The sequence below is a fragment of the Salinibacter grassmerensis genome (assembly GCF_947077765.1).
GTDB lineage: Bacteria > Bacteroidota > Rhodothermia > Rhodothermales > Salinibacteraceae > Salinibacter > Salinibacter grassmerensis.
Map to the genome: position 1 here is coordinate 950,451 of NZ_CAMTTF010000001.1, position 16,786 is coordinate 967,236.

Genomic DNA, 16,786 nt, shown 5'->3' on the forward strand with positions numbered 1-16,786 from the left:
AGAGCCCCCACTGAAGCCGTCCCTGCTGCCACAGAGGAGAACACGCGGCCCGTCGCAATGCCGAAGGACCGCCGAGCCCAGACGGACACGCCCTCACTACCGCCACGCCCCTGACGGGGGCGTTTCGTAAGATACAGCGACCCGTGGTGGGGCCTCCTTACTCTGAGGGGCGCTCCGCGGCGGCCGCGACCTCCGTCCACACGCGGAGCAGATTCTCCCCGAGGATCTGCTGAATCTCCGTGTCTGAGTAGCCGCGGCGGAGGAGCTCAGCGACGAGGGCGGGGTAGCCGGAGGCGTCCTGCAGGCCCTCCGGCAGCACAAAAACGCCGTCAAAGTCGGAGCCGAGGCCGACGTGTTCGGTGCCCACGAGGTCCACGGCGTGGTCGATGTGGTCGGCCACGTCCTGCACGGTGCCGATCGGGTGCTCGCGGCGGGTCCGTTGTTCGTAGACGACTGCCTCGCGCGAGTCCTCTGCCCAGCCCATCGCGTCGATGTGGGCATTCATGCGGTTGCGAATGGGATCGTCCCGGTCCTGGTACGCAGTGCGGAGGAAGGAGGAGCCGAATGTGATCATCACGACCCCGCCGGTGCCGGCAATCTCCCTGATCAGGTTGTCACTCACGTTCCGCTTCCAGCCGGGCGTAAAGTGGCGACACGAAGAGTGGGACGCGACGACTGGGGCGTTCGACTGTTCGATGGCGTCGATGGCCGTGGCGTCGGTGACGTGGGAGACATCTACCATGATGCCGAGCCGATTCATTTCCGCTACCACCCGCTCCCCGAACGGACTCAGCCCATTCCACCGTGGCTCAGAGTCGTCGTAGGAGGAGTCCCCGAGGCGATTGTGCGTGCCATGCGTGAGGGTGATGTATCGGACGCCCCGATCGTAGAAGTGCTCTACGTTGTCGAGCTCGCCGCCGAGGCCGGCGCCGTTTTCCATCCCCAAAGGAAGAGCTACGGCCTCCGTCTTGGAAATCTGGCGCACGTCGTCCGGCGAGGTTGCCAGCGCAAACTTGGCGGGGTGCGCCGCCGCAATCTCTTCCACTAAGTCGATAAGGGCATCGGCCCGGTTCGTCGCGGCGGCGGGGTTGCTCTGCAGGTACGTGGGGATGTAGATCGACATGAAGGGCGCGTCGAGGCCGCCGGCCCGGGCTCGTGGATAGTCGAAGTCGCCCCCCACCGTAGAGTCGGCCGGATTCTCGTAGAAGTCGTTCAGGCGGTAGGGAAGGTCGACGTGGCCGTCCACCAGGAGGGAGGCCTGGACGAGACGATCGGCCCGGGCGTCGATCGAGGCGGCTGGCTGCGCCTGCGAGACCCGGCTCCCCATCAGAAGAAGCACGAAGGAGACGACGATCAAGGAAGAGGTCGGGGCCGGCACGACGAAGGCGGGGGCGAGAGAGGAATTTTCCGAAGATAGGAGGACAGGGAGCGCAGGGGCTCAACCACGCGGGACAGGGGTCGGCAGGCGCTCGCGCAGGGTCGTCAGGTACGACGGGGTGTCGAGGAGCCGTGGGCCGTACCACGAGAAGGGCTGTCCGTCCACGATCTCGATCGTCGTATCGGGGAGTGCCTCGCGGAGGTCGGCCGTGAATTCGTCCTTTTCGTGGAAGGGGAAGGGCTCACTGGAACAGAGAACGACGTCGAGGTCCTGCTCGGCAAGTTCGTCGATTGTCACCTCCGGGTACCGGGTCTGATCGCCGTAGGCGTTCTTGAGGCCGCCCCAGTGCATCACGTCGTGAATGAATGTATCGCTCCCGACGGTCATGTAGGGGTCGCGCCAGATGAGATAGGCGGCACGAAGGGAGTCAAAATCGGGCAGGGACTCGAAGCGGGAAATGATCTTGCCAACCAGAGTGGACGTCTGGTCCGACGTTCCGGTAAGCGTCCCCACCGTCCGGACCATGCCGAGCGCCTCCTCGACAGTCTTGACCTCGGTGACGAATACGGGTGCAATTTCGTCGAGCGTCCCGACGTCCTCAGCTGTGTTTTCCTCGTGGTTGGCGAGAATGAGGTCCGGGTCTAGGCTACGGACGGTGTCGAAATCGACCTGCTTCGTGCCGCCGACGATGGTTTTCTCCGAGCGCCAGTGTTCGGGCCGCTCACAGAAGCGGGTGATGCCGACAACCTCTTCCGCCAGGCCCAGGTGCGCCAGCAACTCGGTCTGGCTGGGCACCAGGGAGAGGATCCGGTGGGGCCGGTGGTCGAGCGCGATGGTGTGACCGCGGGCGTCGGTGGCAGTAGGCATTGAGAAAATAGGCTGTGGAAAGACTGGATCCCTCAAAACGACGGGCTGAGCCAGGTTGGTTCCTGGATGAAGGAATCGTTTTGGAGTCTGGGACGTGTGGCCGGTCCACATCCACTGACCAAGTTGTCCTATCTATGTCCCTTCCCACCGAGCCCATTGGCAGCATTCCCCGGCCCGAAGAGGTCATCGAGGGACTGGAGGCGTACCGACGTGGCGACCTGAGCCAGGACGCCCTAGACCGAATTGCCGACCGCGCCCTGCGGGCCACCGTCGGCGCGTTCGAAGACACGGGCTCCCCCGTCATCACGGACGGGGAGCAGGCCAAGCCCAGCTTCCTGACCTATCCGATTGAGGGGGCCGACAACGTCGCGCCCGGCGGTGTCGAGATTCCGTTCGAGGCGGGACACACCCGCACCCTGCCCCGGCTCACCGAGGGGCCCCTCCGCTACGAGACCTACGCGGCAGAGTACCTGGAGCGGGCACAGGCCTACGCGAGTGTGCCGGTGAAGCAGAGCGTCATCTCAGCCTCCGCCCTCAGTTTCCTCTACCCGGACGACGGCCTCGACGGGTACTCACGGGAGGCGTTTCTTGAGGACCTCGTCGATGAGGTGGAGACCGACATTCGCCAATGCCTCGACGCCGGTGCGCACGCCGTCCAGATTGACTTTACGGAGGGCCGCCTCGCGGTGAAACTCGATCCTTCGAAGGAACTGCTTCGCGAGTTTGTGGCGCTTAACAACCGTGTCCTCGACCGTTTTTCCGACGAGGCGCGCCAACGGATCGGCGTTCACACCTGTCCGGGGGGCGATAAGGACTCGACCCACAGTGCCGACGTGGACTACGCGGAGCTTCTGCCCCTGCTTTTCGACCTGAACGTGGGGCGCTTCTACATGCAGTTTGCCAGTGAGGACGAGCCCGAGCGCGTGCTCGACACTGTGCGCGAGCACAGCACGGACGACCAGACGATTTTCCTCGGCGTGACCGACGTGACCCGTCCGCGTGTGGAATCGCCCGGGGAGGTCTGTGACACGATCGTACAGGCGGCGGAGCATCTTGCGCCGGAGCGGCTCGGGACCACCGATGACTGTGGCTTTTCGCCGTTCGGGGACGACCGGTCCACCGCCCGACGTACTGCGTTCGACAAGATCGAAGCGCGAGTGGAGGGGACGAGGCGGGCACGGCAGACGCTCGGGCTCTCGGTGTAACTCACCCCGATCGTGCCAGTGCGTCCGGCAGACGCTCGGGCAGACCGCCGAAGCTGCCGTTGCTCATGAGGAGAGCCACGTCGCCGGGCTGGAGCGTGTCTGTGAGAGTGGGAAGCACGGCGTCGACGTCCTCGAACACCTCAGCGGGAATGCCGCGGTCGCGGATCGTGTGGGCCACGGCCGTCGGGTCGAGCATCGCGTCGGTGTCGTCGTTGTGGCGCACCGGCGGGGCCTTCAGAAACACGCGGTCGGCGGCGTCGAAGGCGGTCCCGTAGGCGGCCTCGAAGCGCTTGCGCCGGCTCGTGTTGGACCGGGGCTCGAAGATGGCGACGAGCCGCCGGTCCGGATGGGCCGTGCGGAGGGCCTCCACGGTGGCCTCGACGGCAGTGGGGTGATGGGCGAAGTCGTCCACCACGAGTACGTCGTTGGGGCGGCCGCGGACCTGTTGTCGCCGCTTCATGCCCCCGAACGATTCGAGCCCCGCCGCTATGGTGGACGGAGATACGCCTTCTCGATGAGCGAGCAGGGCGGCCGCCAGCGCGTTTTGCACGTTGTGACGCCCAGGGAGGGGAAGGTGCACGTCTTCACTGTGCCGGCCCATGCGCAGGGTGAACGACAGGCCGCGTCCGGTGGGCGTCAGGGCCTCGGCACGAATGTCGTTTGGGGGGCCGAGCCCGTAGGTCTGGACCGAGGCACTGGTGTGGTCGGCGAGGGCCCGCACGGCAGGGAGGTCGCCGCAAAGCGCCAATTGTCCGTCGCGGGGGAGGCGGCCGACGAAGTCCTCGAAGGCCCCTCGATAATCGTCCCGGTCGACAAAAATGTCCGCGTGGTCGAACTCCAGAGAGGTGACGATTGCCGACTGAGGGCGATAGTGCAAAAACTTGGACCGCTTGTCGAAGTAGGCACTGTCGTACTCGTCGCCCTCCACCACGAAGGGAGCGTCCGAGCCGAGTGCGTAGCTCTGCTCCGTGTCCTCCATGACCCCTCCGATGAGGAATCCGGGGTCGATGCCGGCGTGACGGAGCAGGTGCACGAGCAGGCCTGTGGTAGTGGTTTTTCCGTGCGTGCCGGCCACGACGAGGGGGCGCCGGTCCCGCAGAAAGTGATGGGCGAGGGCCTCCGGAAACGATTGCTGCGGGAGGCGCTCCTCGCGGGCAACGGCGGCCTCCGGATGGGTCGGGGTGCAGGCGTTGCCCACGACCGTCAGGTCAGGAGGGGGCGCGAGGTGCGACGGGGCGTAGCCCTCGTGGACCGGAATGCCGCGCTCGGCGAGATGGGTGCTCATGGGCGGGTACACACCGTCGTCGCTTCCCCGCACGTCAAGCCCAGCCTGGTGGAAGAGGCCGGCCAGGGCGCCCATGCCCGTCCCGCAGATGCCAATGAGGTGAACCTCCTCGATCTGGGCGGGCGGCGGCACGTCGGGGCGTGAAAACTGGCGGAGCGACGCGTCCGGCAGGTCGTCGATGGGGCGAGGCATACGGCGCTACATCATGGGCGGTCGGTGGGGCTACTCCTCCGACGGAGACTCCGACGAGGACCGCCGCGCCATTTCGGCGGCCACCTGCGATTCCGTCTCGGCGGTGGTGTCGTCCTGCAGAACGGTCTCACTCGATTCCTCCGACTCGGCGTTGTCGGGGGCCTCCAACGCCTCGTCGGAGACCATGCCCAGCTCACGGGCTCGCTTGAACCACTGTTTGCGGGCGAGGGCCTGCATGTCCTCCACAGAGTCGGCCTCGTCCACGATCTCGAGTCCGAGAAGCGTTTCGACCACGTCCTCCATCGTCACGACCCCCGCCACGCCGCCGTACTCGTCCACCACGAGCGCGATGTGCTCCAGGCGGTCGAGCAGGCGTTCCAACAGGTCGGGCAGGGCCAGGGTCTCGTGCACCACCAGAATGTCACGGGAGATCTCCGAGAGGGACACGTCAAATTCCTCCTGGGCGGCCCGGAGCAGCATCTCGTCCTTCAGCACGTAGCCGGTGATGTCGTCCGGGTCGTCGTCGTAGACCGGAATGCGGGAGAATCGGAACTCGTCGTGCTCCTCCACCATGTCGCCGATCGTCCTGTGCTCCGGCATCTGGAAGATGACGGTGCGGGGGGTCATCACATCCTTCACCCGCAGGGAGTTGAAGCGGAAGAGATTCCGCAGGATGCGGGACTCCTTCTCTTCAAAGACGCCTTCTTCCTCCCCCAGCTCGGCCATCGCCGTAAACTCCTCGCGGCTGAAGGCGGCCTCGTCCTCGTCCTGCGAGAGCAGGTATGTGAGGCCCTGCGACAGCTTTACGAGGGGCCACATCACGATGATTGTCACCGTGAGTAGACGAACGAGCACGGGGGTAAGCGTTCTCCAGTAGACGGCCCCGAGCGTCTTCGGGATGATCTCCGACAAGACGAGAATGAGAAGGGTGAGGATGCCCGCGATGATGCCCGTGTAGGCCTCCCCAAAGACGACGGCAGCCTGCGCGCCCACGCCCGCCGCGCCCACCGTGTGGGCGATTGTGTTGAGGCTCAGAATGGCCGCCAGCGGGCGGTCGACGTTCTCCTTGAACTGGTGCAGCCGCTTGCCGACCGTGCCCCCCTCGCGCTCCAGCGCCGCCACGTATGAGGGCGTCACGCTCAGCAAGACGGCCTCCATCACGGAGCACAGGAAAGAGACCCCGATCGCCAGCGCAACGTAGAGGAGAAGTAATCCCATTCGCGATCAACGGAGCTCTCGAGAACAGTCAGGTGGGCAGGGCCGAAAGAACGGATCCACCCGGGCGTCCGCAAAGTACCCGAGGCATTCTTCGGGTCATGTTGCAAACGGACCCCTCATAAATGCGGATGGTTTCCTTCGGTTTCTTCGATGAGGCAAGAGCGGTGGACGTGAGGCCGGGGAACTCCAGGTCCTCGCGACGGCTCCCACGCGGCAACGCAAGTGCAATGCGCGATTTTTGTGCGTGCGTCCGGGCTGACGGAGGAGCCTCCCGCACCCGATGTGTCCGTGAGGAAGGGAAGGGTTCGTTCCCCTCCCCATCACGTCTTGGAGGGGCGATCCGTTTGCGGCGTCGAGGGGTCGCTTGACGGGGCCCCATCGCCGGGAGAGCTGTCATCGAGCAGGCTGTCGGTCACGACCGTCTCGCTGACGATTGAGGCGTCGTCCGAACTGCCGCCGAAGGCTGTCGTCAGGCGCAGGCTTGCGGAATCAAACACCGAGTACATCACGGGCACGATGACGAGGGTGAGAAACGTGGCAAAGGTGAGCCCCGAGATGATGGCCGTCCCCATCGGTCCCCAGAACTGTGTGTTTTCACTTCCGAACTGGAAGTTCGGGGCGAAGTCGGCCAGCAGGCCCACGAAGTCGATGTTGATGCCGAAGGTAAGCGGAACGAGGCCGAGAATGGTCGTGAGGGCCGTGAGTAGCACCGGGCGCAGGCGCGTCGCGCCGCCCTCGATGATGGCCTCCTGTTTGTCCTGGCCGCGCCCACGGAGCTGCATGATGTAGTCGACCAGCACAATATTGTTGTTCACCACGATGCCGGCCAGGGCAATGATGCCGATAAACGTGAAGAGGTTGAACGGCGTGCGCGTGAGAATAAGGCCCAGCAGAACACCGATCATGCTCAGGCCCACGGCGACCATGATGATGAACGGGGCGCTGATCGAGTTAAACTCCACGATGAGGATCAGCAAAATCAGGGAGGCCCCGATCAGGAGTGCCGTCGTGAGGAAGCCGAAGGACTCCTGCTGGTCCTCGTTGCCCCCTGTGTACTCCATCGTGTAGCCCTGAGGCAGGCCCTGACGGTATTCTGAGAGTTCGTCTTGTACGCGGGTCAGCACCTCTGGGCCGTTGTAGCCGGGACCGGCGGCGCCGGAAACGGTCACCACCCGGTTCTGGTCGATTCGGGTGATGGACCCGAAGCCGGTGCCCTCCTCAATGTTGGCCACCGAGGTGAGGGGAATCTGTTGGCCGCGGGGGTTGGTCACGGTCAGGCTTCCAAGGCTCTCGATGCTCTGTCGGTCCTGCTCGCGGAGGCGTACGGTAATGTCGTACTCGTCCTCCCCGCTGCGATAAGTGTCGGCCTCCGTGCCCTGGATGGCGGTCCGCACCGTCCGGGCGATCTGGCTCGTCGAGAGGCCATATTCCGCCGCCTGGGCACGGTCCACGTCGACCTGCACCTCGGGCCGTCCGGTGTTCAGGTTGTCGGTGACGTCGACGAGGCCGGGAAGGCGTCCGCTCTGGGCCGCGTCCGTAAGCTGGCGTTTTACCTCGTTCGAGATCTGAACAATCCGCTCAAACTCCGGCCCCGAAATTTCAATGTTGACCGGGGGGCCGGTCGGGGGGCCCTGCTCCTGCTGCGTAAATTCAATCTCAGTGCCCGGGATGCCCTGCAGCTGGGCGCGCAGCTTTTCCAGGGTGCGGGTCGACGACTCGGGCCGTTCGGCGTAGTCCACCATGTTGAGCGAGACCCGCGAGCGTTCGGGCTGCTGGGCCCCACCGCCGAACTGAGCGTCCCCGCCCACCCCCACATTCATCAAGAGATTTTCGATGTTGGCCTCCGAGTCCGGATTCTGATCCAGCAGTTTCAGGATGCGGTCCCCCATCGTTTGTGCGACGCGGTTGGAGGCTTCGATGTTGGTGCCCAGCGGCGCCTCAGCCGTAATTTGCACCCGGTTCGGGTCCGTGTCGGGAAAGAACGCTTGGCCGGTGGGGGCGACAAGGTAGAGCCCGGCGATGAGCACGAGGCCGCCGAGCGAGCTATTCAACAGCGCCGCCCGGGTATCCGTGAGCAGAAGGCGGTCGCGGGCGTTGAAGAGGGCCCCGAGGAGGCCCACCCCCACGATGAACACAGGGGCCGCCGCCAGGCGAAAAATGGTGCCGGGGCCAATGCCACCGGCGAGGTAGTTAAGCCCGAGCACGAGGAGCATCACGGCGAGGAGACCAGCGCCCCCCTTTACGCTCGTCCAACCGCCCAGGTAGATGCTTTCGAGGGTGTGTATCAGAACGCCGAGGGCGCCAAGGGCCGCCAGCACGCCGCCGGGCACGAGCAGCAGCATGCCGGCCGTCTGGCCGGCCACCATCGTGATCAGGCCGCCCCCGGCGGCCAGCAGCCCGCCCCCTGCGAGGGCCGAGAGCGCGCCTGTGTTGCGCAGGAAGGCGTACGGAACCGAGTAGTCGCGCTCCAGCATCCGCTGAAGGTAGCTGCGGTACCAGCGGATCAGGCTTGGCAGGCCGCTCTCGACGAACCGGTCGCCGATGGGGGACATGACGTAGACGTGCAGCAGGTAGAGCGCCGGAACCGCTGTCGCGACCACGACGAGGGTCTTCCAGTTCGCGATGCCGAGGGTCACGCCGAGGAGCAGAATGAGGCCCACACCGCCGTAGCGTGCCAGGGCAGGCCACCCCGACGCGGTCTCATCGCCATCTGAGCGGCCCTTCACCTCTACAAAGAAGCCCGTAATAACCGGGTTGATGATGAGGGCCACGAACAGCGAACTCGTAAGCGTGATGATGAGCGTGAGGGGCATGTAGCTCATGAACTCCCCAATAATGCCGGGCCAGAGAAGCATCGGCGCGAAGGCCGAGACCGTCGTGGCGGTGGCGGCAACCACCGGGCCCCCAACCTCGGCGGTGCCCAGGCGGGCGGACTCCCATCGTGAATAGCCCTGCTCCCGGAAGCGGTAGATGTTCTCGATCACCACCACCGCGTTGTCCACCAGCATCCCCAGTGCGATGATGAGGGAGAAGAGGATGATGAAGTTGAGGGTGTAGCCCAGCGCCTGAAAAACAAGGAAGCTGGTGAACATGGACAACGGAATGGCGATGCCCACGAGCGTGGCGTTGCGCACTCCTAGGAAGAACAGCAGGACAGCGATTACGAAGATAAGTCCGCTGATGATGTTGTTCTCCAAGTCTGTCACCAGCGACTGTACGTTTTCACTCTGATCGCCCGTGAGCAATACCTCCGTTCCGCTGGGAAAGCTGAACGCATCGAGGGTCGACTTCACCGCGTCGGAGGTCTCCAGAATGTTGGCGCCGGGCCGCTTCGTGACGTTCAGCGAGATGACTTGAGCCGTGCGCTGCTCCGAGGTGGGCACAGACACGGTTTCGCCGTCCGCGCCCTCCTGCTTCAAGACACGGAGGCGCGAATACGACGTGCGGTCCTTGAATCCGAAAATCACGTCCGCGACGTCCTTCACCTGCACGGTGCGACCATTCGCGGTGGTCTTGACCACCAGTTCTTCGATCTGCTGGGCAGGCTGGTCGAACTGGCCGTCAACCCGAACGAGGTAGTTCAGGCGGTTCACGTCGATGGAGCCGCCCGGAATGTTTGTGTTCTCCTGCTGGATGGTGTTCACCAGACTGTTGAAGGAGACGTTGTAGTTCTTGAGGGCCGCCAGGTCCACATTCACCTGCACCTCGCGCGCGAGCCCCCCAATCAGGTTGGCCTCCAGCACGCTGGAAATGCCTTCGAGATCGTCCTGCAGGTCCTCGGCCACGGTCTTCAGCCGCGCCAGCGAATAGGTCCCCGAGAGGTTGACCGTCATGATGGGAAACTGGTCGGTGTTGATCTCGTCGACCAGCGGCTCCTCCACTGCCTCGGGCAGGTCGGGCTGGGCGCGGTCCACGGCCCGGTTCACCTCCTGATAGGCCTTGTCCGTGTTCACGTCCGGCGTAAACTCGACGACGATTGAGGAGACCCCCTCTGAGGAGGTGGAGTTCATCTCGTCGATGCCGTTGATGGAGCTGATTTCCTGCTCCACCACCTGGGAGACGGTCGACTCCACATCGCTCGGACTAGCGCCCGGGTAGACCGACGTCACGACGATCTGCGGGAACTCGATCGACGGGTTGGACTCCTTCGGGATTGTGAGGTAGCTTGCCAGGCCGCCGACCGCCAGGATCAGTGTGAAGACGGCGATCGCCGTGCGGTACTTGATCGAGAGGTTGGTGATCTTCATCGCGGAGGGGGCGGATGGTACAAGGCAGAGTGTCTATCGGCGCGTGGGGGACGAGCCAGCAGGAGCGATCCCGGGCGTTCGCTGTGAGGGACGGGACGCCGGCGTCGGAAGGGCAGCGCGTTGCCCCGTGCCACTGTGAGGCCGTCCTGTTCAGTCGGTCGGAGGGGTGGGAAGCGACGAGCTGCCCTCGTACGGCGTGCCCGCCGCCGTGGTGCTGTCGTACTGCTGGGCAATGCTGATCGGGGCGCCCGGGGACACGTCGTTCTGCCCCACAATAATGACCTCGTCGGTTGCGGAGAGGCCCGATTCTACAACTACGAGTTCCCCGCTGGAGGAACCGAGGACAAGGTCGCGCTTCCGGGCCACGCCCGTCGAATCGGTCCGCTCCGCTACATAGGCGTGCGTGCCGGACTCGTCACGGATGACGGCCGAGCGGGGAACCGTGATGGCGCTGTCGATGACGGCACGGGTGACCCGGAGACTGACTCCCATCTCGGGCTTCAGTGTGCCGCGCTCGTTCGACACGGTCGCCTCGATGCTGAAGGTGCGGCTCTCAGGGTCAATTGTGTTCCCTACGAACGTGACCTCGGCGGTGCGGACCCCCGCCCCGTAGCGCCGAAAGTCGAGCTGTACGGGGGTGCCCACCCGAATGTCGTTGGCGTAGCGCTCCGGAACGCCGGCGGTCACCTTGACCCGTCGGGTATTCACTAGGCGGGCGATTCGAGTGCCCGGCGAAGCCTGCTCGCCCACTTCGGTAAACCGCTCTTCGATGCTTCCGGCGAAGGGCGCTCGGATCTGTGCGTTGTTGAGCCGGGTTTGGGCTTGAGAAAGAGCAGCCTGTGCCTGGTTGCGCTCCGAGCGCACCTGCTCGAACTCCAGCGCACTGATCACGGAGTCGCGGTAGAGCGGTTGTTGGCGCTGGAAGCGATCCTGGGCCAGGTCGTACCGGGCGCGTGCCTGCTCAACGGCCGCCTCCGCCTCTTCTGCGTCGATCTCGGCCACCACCTCGTCGGCCTCCACACGCGTGCCCAGGTCACGGAGCACCGTTACGGGCCCACTGGTCTGGGACGAGAGCGTAGCGTCGTCGAGGGCCTCCACGCTGCCGGTCAGGCTGATGACATCGGTGAATGAGGTGGAGGACAAGACGAGGGTTTCCACCCGCGAGGCCTGGGGCGCGCGCCCCTCGTCGGACTCATCCGAGGCGGAGCCATTGGTACACGCAGTTGTCCCCGCCAGGAGGCCGACGAGCAGTGCGGCCGCGACAGGTGTCGACCAGGAGAGGGAGGAAAACGTAGGCCGGTTCATCGGGAAACGAGTGGAGATTGTCGGGGTAGAAAGAGGGCCGAAAGGCATGTCGCGCGGGAGAAGGAACCGTTCCGAAGCCTACCGCCGGGGTGGGAGCGGAGACCCCGGGTTATTCGAGACGAGCGGTCTCGAAGGAAGCGGCGTCCGGCACCCCGGCAGGCTGTCCGACGGCGGTTTCGAATGCGCTCTTGGCGTTCATGTAGTCCCGGACGGCCTGCAGGTAGTTGAGGCGGCTCTGGTCGAGCTGCCGCGAGGCCTCGCGCACCCGAAACGGACTTGAGACGCCCTGCCCGAGTCGCTGCTGAGCGAAGCGGTAGTTGGTGCGGGCGGTCTCTAGGTTCGTAGACTGGGACTGAATCCGTTGGCGCGCCGCGTCCAGATTCCGCAGGGCACGCTGCACCTGAATGCGGACGGATTGGCGGAGCTGGGACACCTGCAGTTCCGCGCGCTGCACCGCTACCTCCTCCTGTTGAATGCTTGACCGCCGCTGAAAGCCGTCGAAGATATTCCAACTCAACTCCAGGCCTACGCTGAGAGAGGGGTTCCAGTACGAGTCCGCGAAGAAGCCCTGCGCCCGTTTGTCGAACTCGAACGGATCGGTCGGGTCCGAAATCACTGAGGTCCGGTTGCTCGGGACGCGCCCGGACATTGACAGGTTCGCCACCGCCGACACGGTAGGGAAATAGCGGGCCTGCTCCGTGTTTTTGCGCACCTCTTGGAGTTCGGCGTTGAGGCGGGCCCGTTTCAGGTCTGCCCGGTTCCGGAGGGCCCGATCTACGGCGCTCTGGACCGCGACCTCGGTGTACTGGTCGCGCTGGTTAGCCTCCAGGTCGCCGGTGAGGCGGATTGTGGCGTCGGCGTCGATTCCCATGGTCTGCTTCAACCCATCGAGGGCCGAGGCGTAGTCGGAGCGGGCCTGCACCAGTTGCGTCTCCCGGTTGGCCCGCTCCACCTCCGCGCTCAGGCGCTCGGACTTCGGCACGGTGCCGGCCGAGACCTGCTGGGACACCTCCTGAAACGTCTCTTTCGCCCGCTGCAGGCCCTGCCGCGCCACGTCGATCTGCTCACGGGCCAGGAGGGCGTCGTGGTAGGCCTGCCGCACCTCGTTGACGAGCACCCGCTTCTGCCGATCGAGGGCTGTTTGGTTCAAATCCTTGAGTGTCTTGGCCCCCTGCACCGCCGCAATGGCCTGGCCGTTGTAGAGCGTCTGCCGGAGGCTGAGGGCCCCGGTAAACTGGTTGGCCACCCCAAATGGGTTTCCTCCCCCACTGCCCGGCTCGATTCCGGCCTCCCTGCGCCCGGCTTGCTGGCGTCTCCGAAACTCCTGAATGGTGATGGGATCGGTATTCGAGTCACCATCCGTCCGGGCCTGCTCGTTGAACGTAACCCACTCCGACGCGCCGCCGCCCGAGAAAAGCCCCGTCACGTCGCTGCCCGCGAACGGATTGGCGGTCCTGATATTGCGGGTGTAACTGCCGGTGGCGTCGAGCTGAGGGTACAGCCGTCCCCACGCACTTTGAATGCGAGCATCGGCATTGCGCACGTCGAGCTGCACGTCCCGTAGAGAATAGCTCTCCTCCAGAGCGACCTGGATGGCGTCGGTGACGGAGAGTGGAGTGCCCGAGCGGCGACGCGCGGGCGACCGGTCCCGAGAGGTGTCCGGGCGGGCCGTGGTATCCGCAGTTGAGAGCGGCTCGACCGGCTGGGCCGGTGCGGCCGACGGTGTGAAGAGCGCCGCGCAGGTGCACACGGCGAGCCCGAGGACGAAAAACGAGGAATGGAAGGCACGCATGAAGGGCGTCGTCACGTCGGATGGAGGATCGAACACGTCACGCAGAGGCTGAAGAGGGATCCCCGACCGCTAGGCCGTCGAACAGAATGGTCGTTAGAACGTCGGCCGCCCGGTCGGGGTTGTCCAGGGGACGAACCGCGCCGAAGGACGTGTCGGCGAGGGCGTGTTCGCCTTCGAGAATGTGGTGCGTTCCCATGCTCCGGAGGCTCGTGAACAGAACGTTCGCCACCAGTGTGGGGGGGAGGCGTCGAATTTCCGACTGGTCCATCGCCTCGCGGAGCACAGGCACAAAGGTGCCCAGCACACGCTCCTGCTGCTTCTCAAAAAACTCGACGCGCCCGGTTTCGTCACTGAACGCAATGGTGTGAATCTCCTTCACCAGCACGAGAAACAGGTCCTGCTGGTCGCGGACCATCTCGAAGTAGCGCACCACGAACTCGTGGACCGTGTCCCGCAGTGGGCGGCCGTCGGGGGACGCGTGGAAGACCGTTCGGATGAGCCCTTCCAGCTCCTGGGAGGCCTTGTCAAAGACGGCGAGGAAAAGCTCTTCCTTTCCGCCCTCAAAATAGTTGTACAGCGTGCCCTTGCCGAATTCAGCCCGCTCCGCAATCTCGTCGAGCGTGGCGTCGGCGTATCCTTCCTCCGCGAAAACGGCCCGTGCGGCGTCGAGCATAGCCTGGCGTCGCCGCTTTCGCTCGCGCTCGCGACGAGACAGAGACGGATTGGAGGAGTTGGCCATGAAGCAGAGCGCCCGGATGGATGAAAAGTCAGAATATGACCGTCGAGTCAACGAGTGACTATGTAGTCACTCTCGGGGCGGGTCGTTCGCCTCGTTTGGGAAACGCGCCATGAAGATTGGGCGGGGATCCCACGAAGGAGCCACTGTGGCCCACGGCAGGCCGGTTGGGCCCGGGTCGACCACACCGGACACAGATAAAGTTTTCCCGTGTGGAGGCGAGGCCTCGGGGACCAGGAGCAGTGTCCTGTGCCCCGGCGCTAGCGCCCCACCGCGGAGCAGCCGAGCCCCTCGAGCGACTCGTTCAGAAGCGACAGGCTCTCGGTGGTGTCCACGCGGGCCCCGAGCCGGGTCAGCAGGTTGAGAAGGCCGACCAGGGCCTTGTTGAGAAAGATGAAGTGCGGGGACCCCGTGGCGGCGCGGAGGTGGGAGGCCTGCTCGAAGCAGTCCTGCAGGCGATTCCGAAAGGCCGGGTCGCCGAAGTCGAAGGAGGCCTGGCTGTAGGGCTCCACGATGAGCGAGCCGTACTCGTCGAAGAAGTGACGCAGGTCCTCCTGGGTATCCGCGGGCAGGTCGTCGTGGAGGATGTCGAGGGTGTGGAGGAGGTGCGTAATCGCGTCCTCGTCGTCGGCCATGCGGGCCCGAAACAGGCGCAGCATGTCGTCGCGGAACTGCTGAGGGAAGGTTTTTACACAGCCGAAGTCGATGACACCGAGCCGCCCGTCCTCGCGGAAGAGGAAGTTGCCGGGATGCGTATCGGCGTGGAGGGTGCGGGCATTGCCCGCCACCTGCTCGTGGAGAAAGTCCCACAGCAGTTGCCCGAATCGATCGCGCTCGCCCTGACTGGGGTCCGCTTCGAGGAAGGCATCGAGATGCTGACCGTCCACGTGTGTCATCGTCAGGACCGTTTCGGCCGTCCGGTCGGGCACCGGGCGGGGGACGACGAGCTTTTCCCCGTTGTACTGGTCTGCAAAGTGGTCGATGTTCTGGGCCTCGTTCAGATAGTCCGTTTCCTCCTGGAGCCGGGTCTTCACTTCTTCGAAATGGGCGTCGACCCCGTCGCCCTGGATCAGGCGCTCGAACAGCGTGCGGGCCACCGACAGGTCGGACTCGATGGTCTCCCGCACGTTGGGATACTGCACCTTGACCGCGACGTCACGGCCGTCGTCCAGGCGCGCCCGATGGACCTGGCCGAGCGAGGCGGCGGCCATCGCCTCCGGCTCAAACTCGTCGAAGATCAGCTCCGGAAAGCGCCCGAGCCCGTCCCGAATCCGCTTGCGCACGAGTGCCTTGTTCATCGGCGGCACGCTGTACTGCGCCTCCGCCATCACCTCCATGAACTCGTCCGGCAGCAGGCCGGTGTCCATGCTCATCGACTGGGCGAGCTTGAGGGCCGTCCCGCGGAGCCGAGTAAACTCCTCAAAGAGATCGCGGGCGTTCTGTGCGTTGAGCTCTCGCTTCCGCGCCTCCGGGTCGTCCGCGCCAGTGGCCCGGTCCATGAGGTACTGGGCGTAGTTCTTCCCCACCTTCAGCCCCGTCTTGGCAAAGAGGCCGCTCCGCTCCAGCTTGGAGGCGGGAAAGTCGTCGGGGGCGTCATCGGTGCTCATGCTGTGTTGAGGTCTATGGAGGGTACTGCGGAAGAGCAATGAGACTGGTCAGAGGACGATGCCCCCCGGATGCAAAGTTCAGCCGCGCACGACCCGCTGCGTGGCGTCGCCCGTGTGGCCGGAAACGGGGCTTCTGCGACTGGGCACTACCGCCCCGGAAAGAACCGTCCTACGACCGGGAGCCGCCCGATTCCGAGCGAATCGTGCTGCACGATATGCCAGGCAAGATTCACTCCACTGGACACGCCGCGAAAGGTCACCAGCTCGGCGACGAACGCGACGAGCTTATCGACGAGCGCCGTGGTGGCCTCCTGGTCCTCGGTCTCGTCCCGAGTCCAGTGGCGGATGAGGGCAAACGTGACCTCGGTCAGCACCTCGTGTGCCGGCCACAGCCCCGTGACGAGTTGATTTGTGCCCGGCACGAGGCCGTCCTCCGTCAAGAGGCCGCGGAGGGTGTCCCGCACTCCGGTCCGGAATGAGGACTGGTAGCGGACCTGGTCGTCGAAGGTGGCCCGCACGAATGCGCGTTGCTCCCCGAGCGCGTCGAGCAGAATGTAGTAGAACGACGCCAGGCGCTCCTCGAATGAGAAGTCCTCGTAGCCGGTGGTGGCCGCCGTGAGCATCCGGTACTGCTCAAGCGCAAGGTCGTAGAAGGCGGGAGGAAGTTCGTCGACCGTCTCGAAGTGGGACTCGAACACGGCCCGTTCGACCTCTGCGTCGGCACACACCTCCGAGACGGTCAGGGACGCCTCCTGCTCTCTGCGGAGACGGAGGGCCGCTTCAACGAGCTGCTTCTTCTCGGCGAACGCGTCGGGATCGGGAATGGGGATGAGGGAGAGAAGGATGAAAGGGCAGTGTGGGACCCTTTACGCACGATCTCGTGGGATTTTCCGTGGTCTATCGTGCCGGCGTCCAGGCCGTCCCGACGGCGCGCGTCCATTCCGGAAGGTGTGC

General features: G+C 64.9%; 11 protein-coding genes. 1 reads left to right on the forward strand and 10 read right to left on the reverse strand.

Annotation, left to right across the window (positions count from 1 at the left end):
• Window positions 1–157: 157 nt before the first annotated feature.
• Together OJB03_RS03670 and OJB03_RS03675 are read right to left on the reverse strand one after the other, a co-directional pair.
• Entirely contained in the window at window positions 158–1,378 is a 1,221-nt protein-coding gene (locus OJB03_RS03670) for a dipeptidase (RefSeq protein ID WP_263785385.1), read from the reverse strand.
• A 60-nt stretch (window positions 1,379–1,438) separates the two neighbouring features.
• Entirely contained in the window at window positions 1,439–2,245 is an 807-nt protein-coding gene (locus OJB03_RS03675) for a helical backbone metal receptor (RefSeq protein WP_263785387.1), read from the reverse strand.
• A 134-nt stretch (window positions 2,246–2,379) separates the two neighbouring features.
• Between OJB03_RS03675 and OJB03_RS03680 the strand changes: the two genes are divergently transcribed.
• Window positions 2,380–3,450, forward strand: a complete 1,071-nt coding sequence (locus OJB03_RS03680) for a cobalamin-independent methionine synthase II family protein (RefSeq protein ID WP_263785388.1) — start codon at window positions 2,380–2,382, stop codon at window positions 3,448–3,450.
• 1 nt (window position 3,451) lies between these two features.
• On the opposite strand, the gene OJB03_RS03685 is transcribed toward OJB03_RS03680, so the two are convergent.
• The 8 genes from OJB03_RS03685 to OJB03_RS03720 form a co-directional block, all read right to left on the reverse strand.
• Window positions 3,452–4,927, reverse strand: a complete 1,476-nt coding sequence (locus OJB03_RS03685) for a UDP-N-acetylmuramate--L-alanine ligase (protein ID WP_263785389.1) — start codon at window positions 4,925–4,927, stop codon at window positions 3,452–3,454.
• A gap of 30 nt (window positions 4,928–4,957) precedes the next feature.
• A complete protein-coding gene (locus OJB03_RS03690; protein WP_263785390.1) occupies window positions 4,958–6,145 on the reverse strand; it encodes a CNNM domain-containing protein in 1,188 nt (395 codons plus the stop codon).
• Between the two features lie 320 nt (window positions 6,146–6,465).
• The gene (locus OJB03_RS03695; RefSeq protein ID WP_263785391.1) at window positions 6,466–10,392 is read right to left on the reverse strand and encodes an efflux RND transporter permease subunit; all 3,927 of its coding nucleotides are present in this window, start codon (window positions 10,390–10,392) and stop codon (window positions 6,466–6,468) included.
• Between the two features lie 150 nt (window positions 10,393–10,542).
• Complete coding sequence (locus OJB03_RS03700) at window positions 10,543–11,697, reverse strand: efflux RND transporter periplasmic adaptor subunit (RefSeq protein WP_263785392.1); 1,155 nt, start codon at window positions 11,695–11,697, stop codon at window positions 10,543–10,545.
• A gap of 109 nt (window positions 11,698–11,806) precedes the next feature.
• A complete protein-coding gene (locus tag OJB03_RS03705) occupies window positions 11,807–13,525 on the reverse strand; it encodes a TolC family protein (protein ID WP_263785393.1) in 1,719 nt (572 codons plus the stop codon).
• Between the two features lies 1 nt (window position 13,526).
• Complete coding sequence (locus OJB03_RS03710) at window positions 13,527–14,228, reverse strand: TetR/AcrR family transcriptional regulator (protein WP_263785394.1); 702 nt, start codon at window positions 14,226–14,228, stop codon at window positions 13,527–13,529.
• A gap of 257 nt (window positions 14,229–14,485) precedes the next feature.
• Window positions 14,486–15,832: an ABC1 kinase family protein gene (locus OJB03_RS03715; RefSeq protein WP_263785395.1), complete on the reverse strand. Its 1,347-nt coding sequence runs from the start codon at window positions 15,830–15,832 to the stop codon at window positions 14,486–14,488.
• A gap of 146 nt (window positions 15,833–15,978) precedes the next feature.
• Window positions 15,979–16,560 (reverse strand): hypothetical protein, encoded by a 582-nt coding sequence (locus OJB03_RS03720; RefSeq protein ID WP_263785396.1) that lies wholly within the window; start codon window positions 16,558–16,560, stop codon window positions 15,979–15,981.
• Window positions 16,561–16,786 lie beyond the last annotated feature (226 nt).

What these genes read in the sequence shown, in the direction of transcription:
- OJB03_RS03675 (WP_263785387.1), bottom strand. Translation starts at nt 2,245, where the DNA reads ATGCCTACTGCCACCGACGCCCGCGGTCACACCATCGCGCTCGACCAC.
- OJB03_RS03680 (WP_263785388.1), top strand. Translation starts at nt 2,380, where the DNA reads ATGTCCCTTCCCACCGAGCCCATTGGCAGCATTCCCCGGCCCGAAGAG.
- OJB03_RS03685 (WP_263785389.1), bottom strand. Translation starts at nt 4,927, where the DNA reads ATGCCTCGCCCCATCGACGACCTGCCGGACGCGTCGCTCCGCCAGTTT.
- OJB03_RS03690 (WP_263785390.1), bottom strand. Translation starts at nt 6,145, where the DNA reads ATGGGATTACTTCTCCTCTACGTTGCGCTGGCGATCGGGGTCTCTTTC.
- OJB03_RS03695 (WP_263785391.1), bottom strand. Translation starts at nt 10,392, where the DNA reads ATGAAGATCACCAACCTCTCGATCAAGTACCGCACGGCGATCGCCGTC.
- OJB03_RS03700 (WP_263785392.1), bottom strand. Translation starts at nt 11,697, where the DNA reads ATGAACCGGCCTACGTTTTCCTCCCTCTCCTGGTCGACACCTGTCGCG.
- OJB03_RS03710 (WP_263785394.1), bottom strand. Translation starts at nt 14,228, where the DNA reads ATGGCCAACTCCTCCAATCCGTCTCTGTCTCGTCGCGAGCGCGAGCGA.
- OJB03_RS03715 (WP_263785395.1), bottom strand. Translation starts at nt 15,832, where the DNA reads ATGAGCACCGATGACGCCCCCGACGACTTTCCCGCCTCCAAGCTGGAG.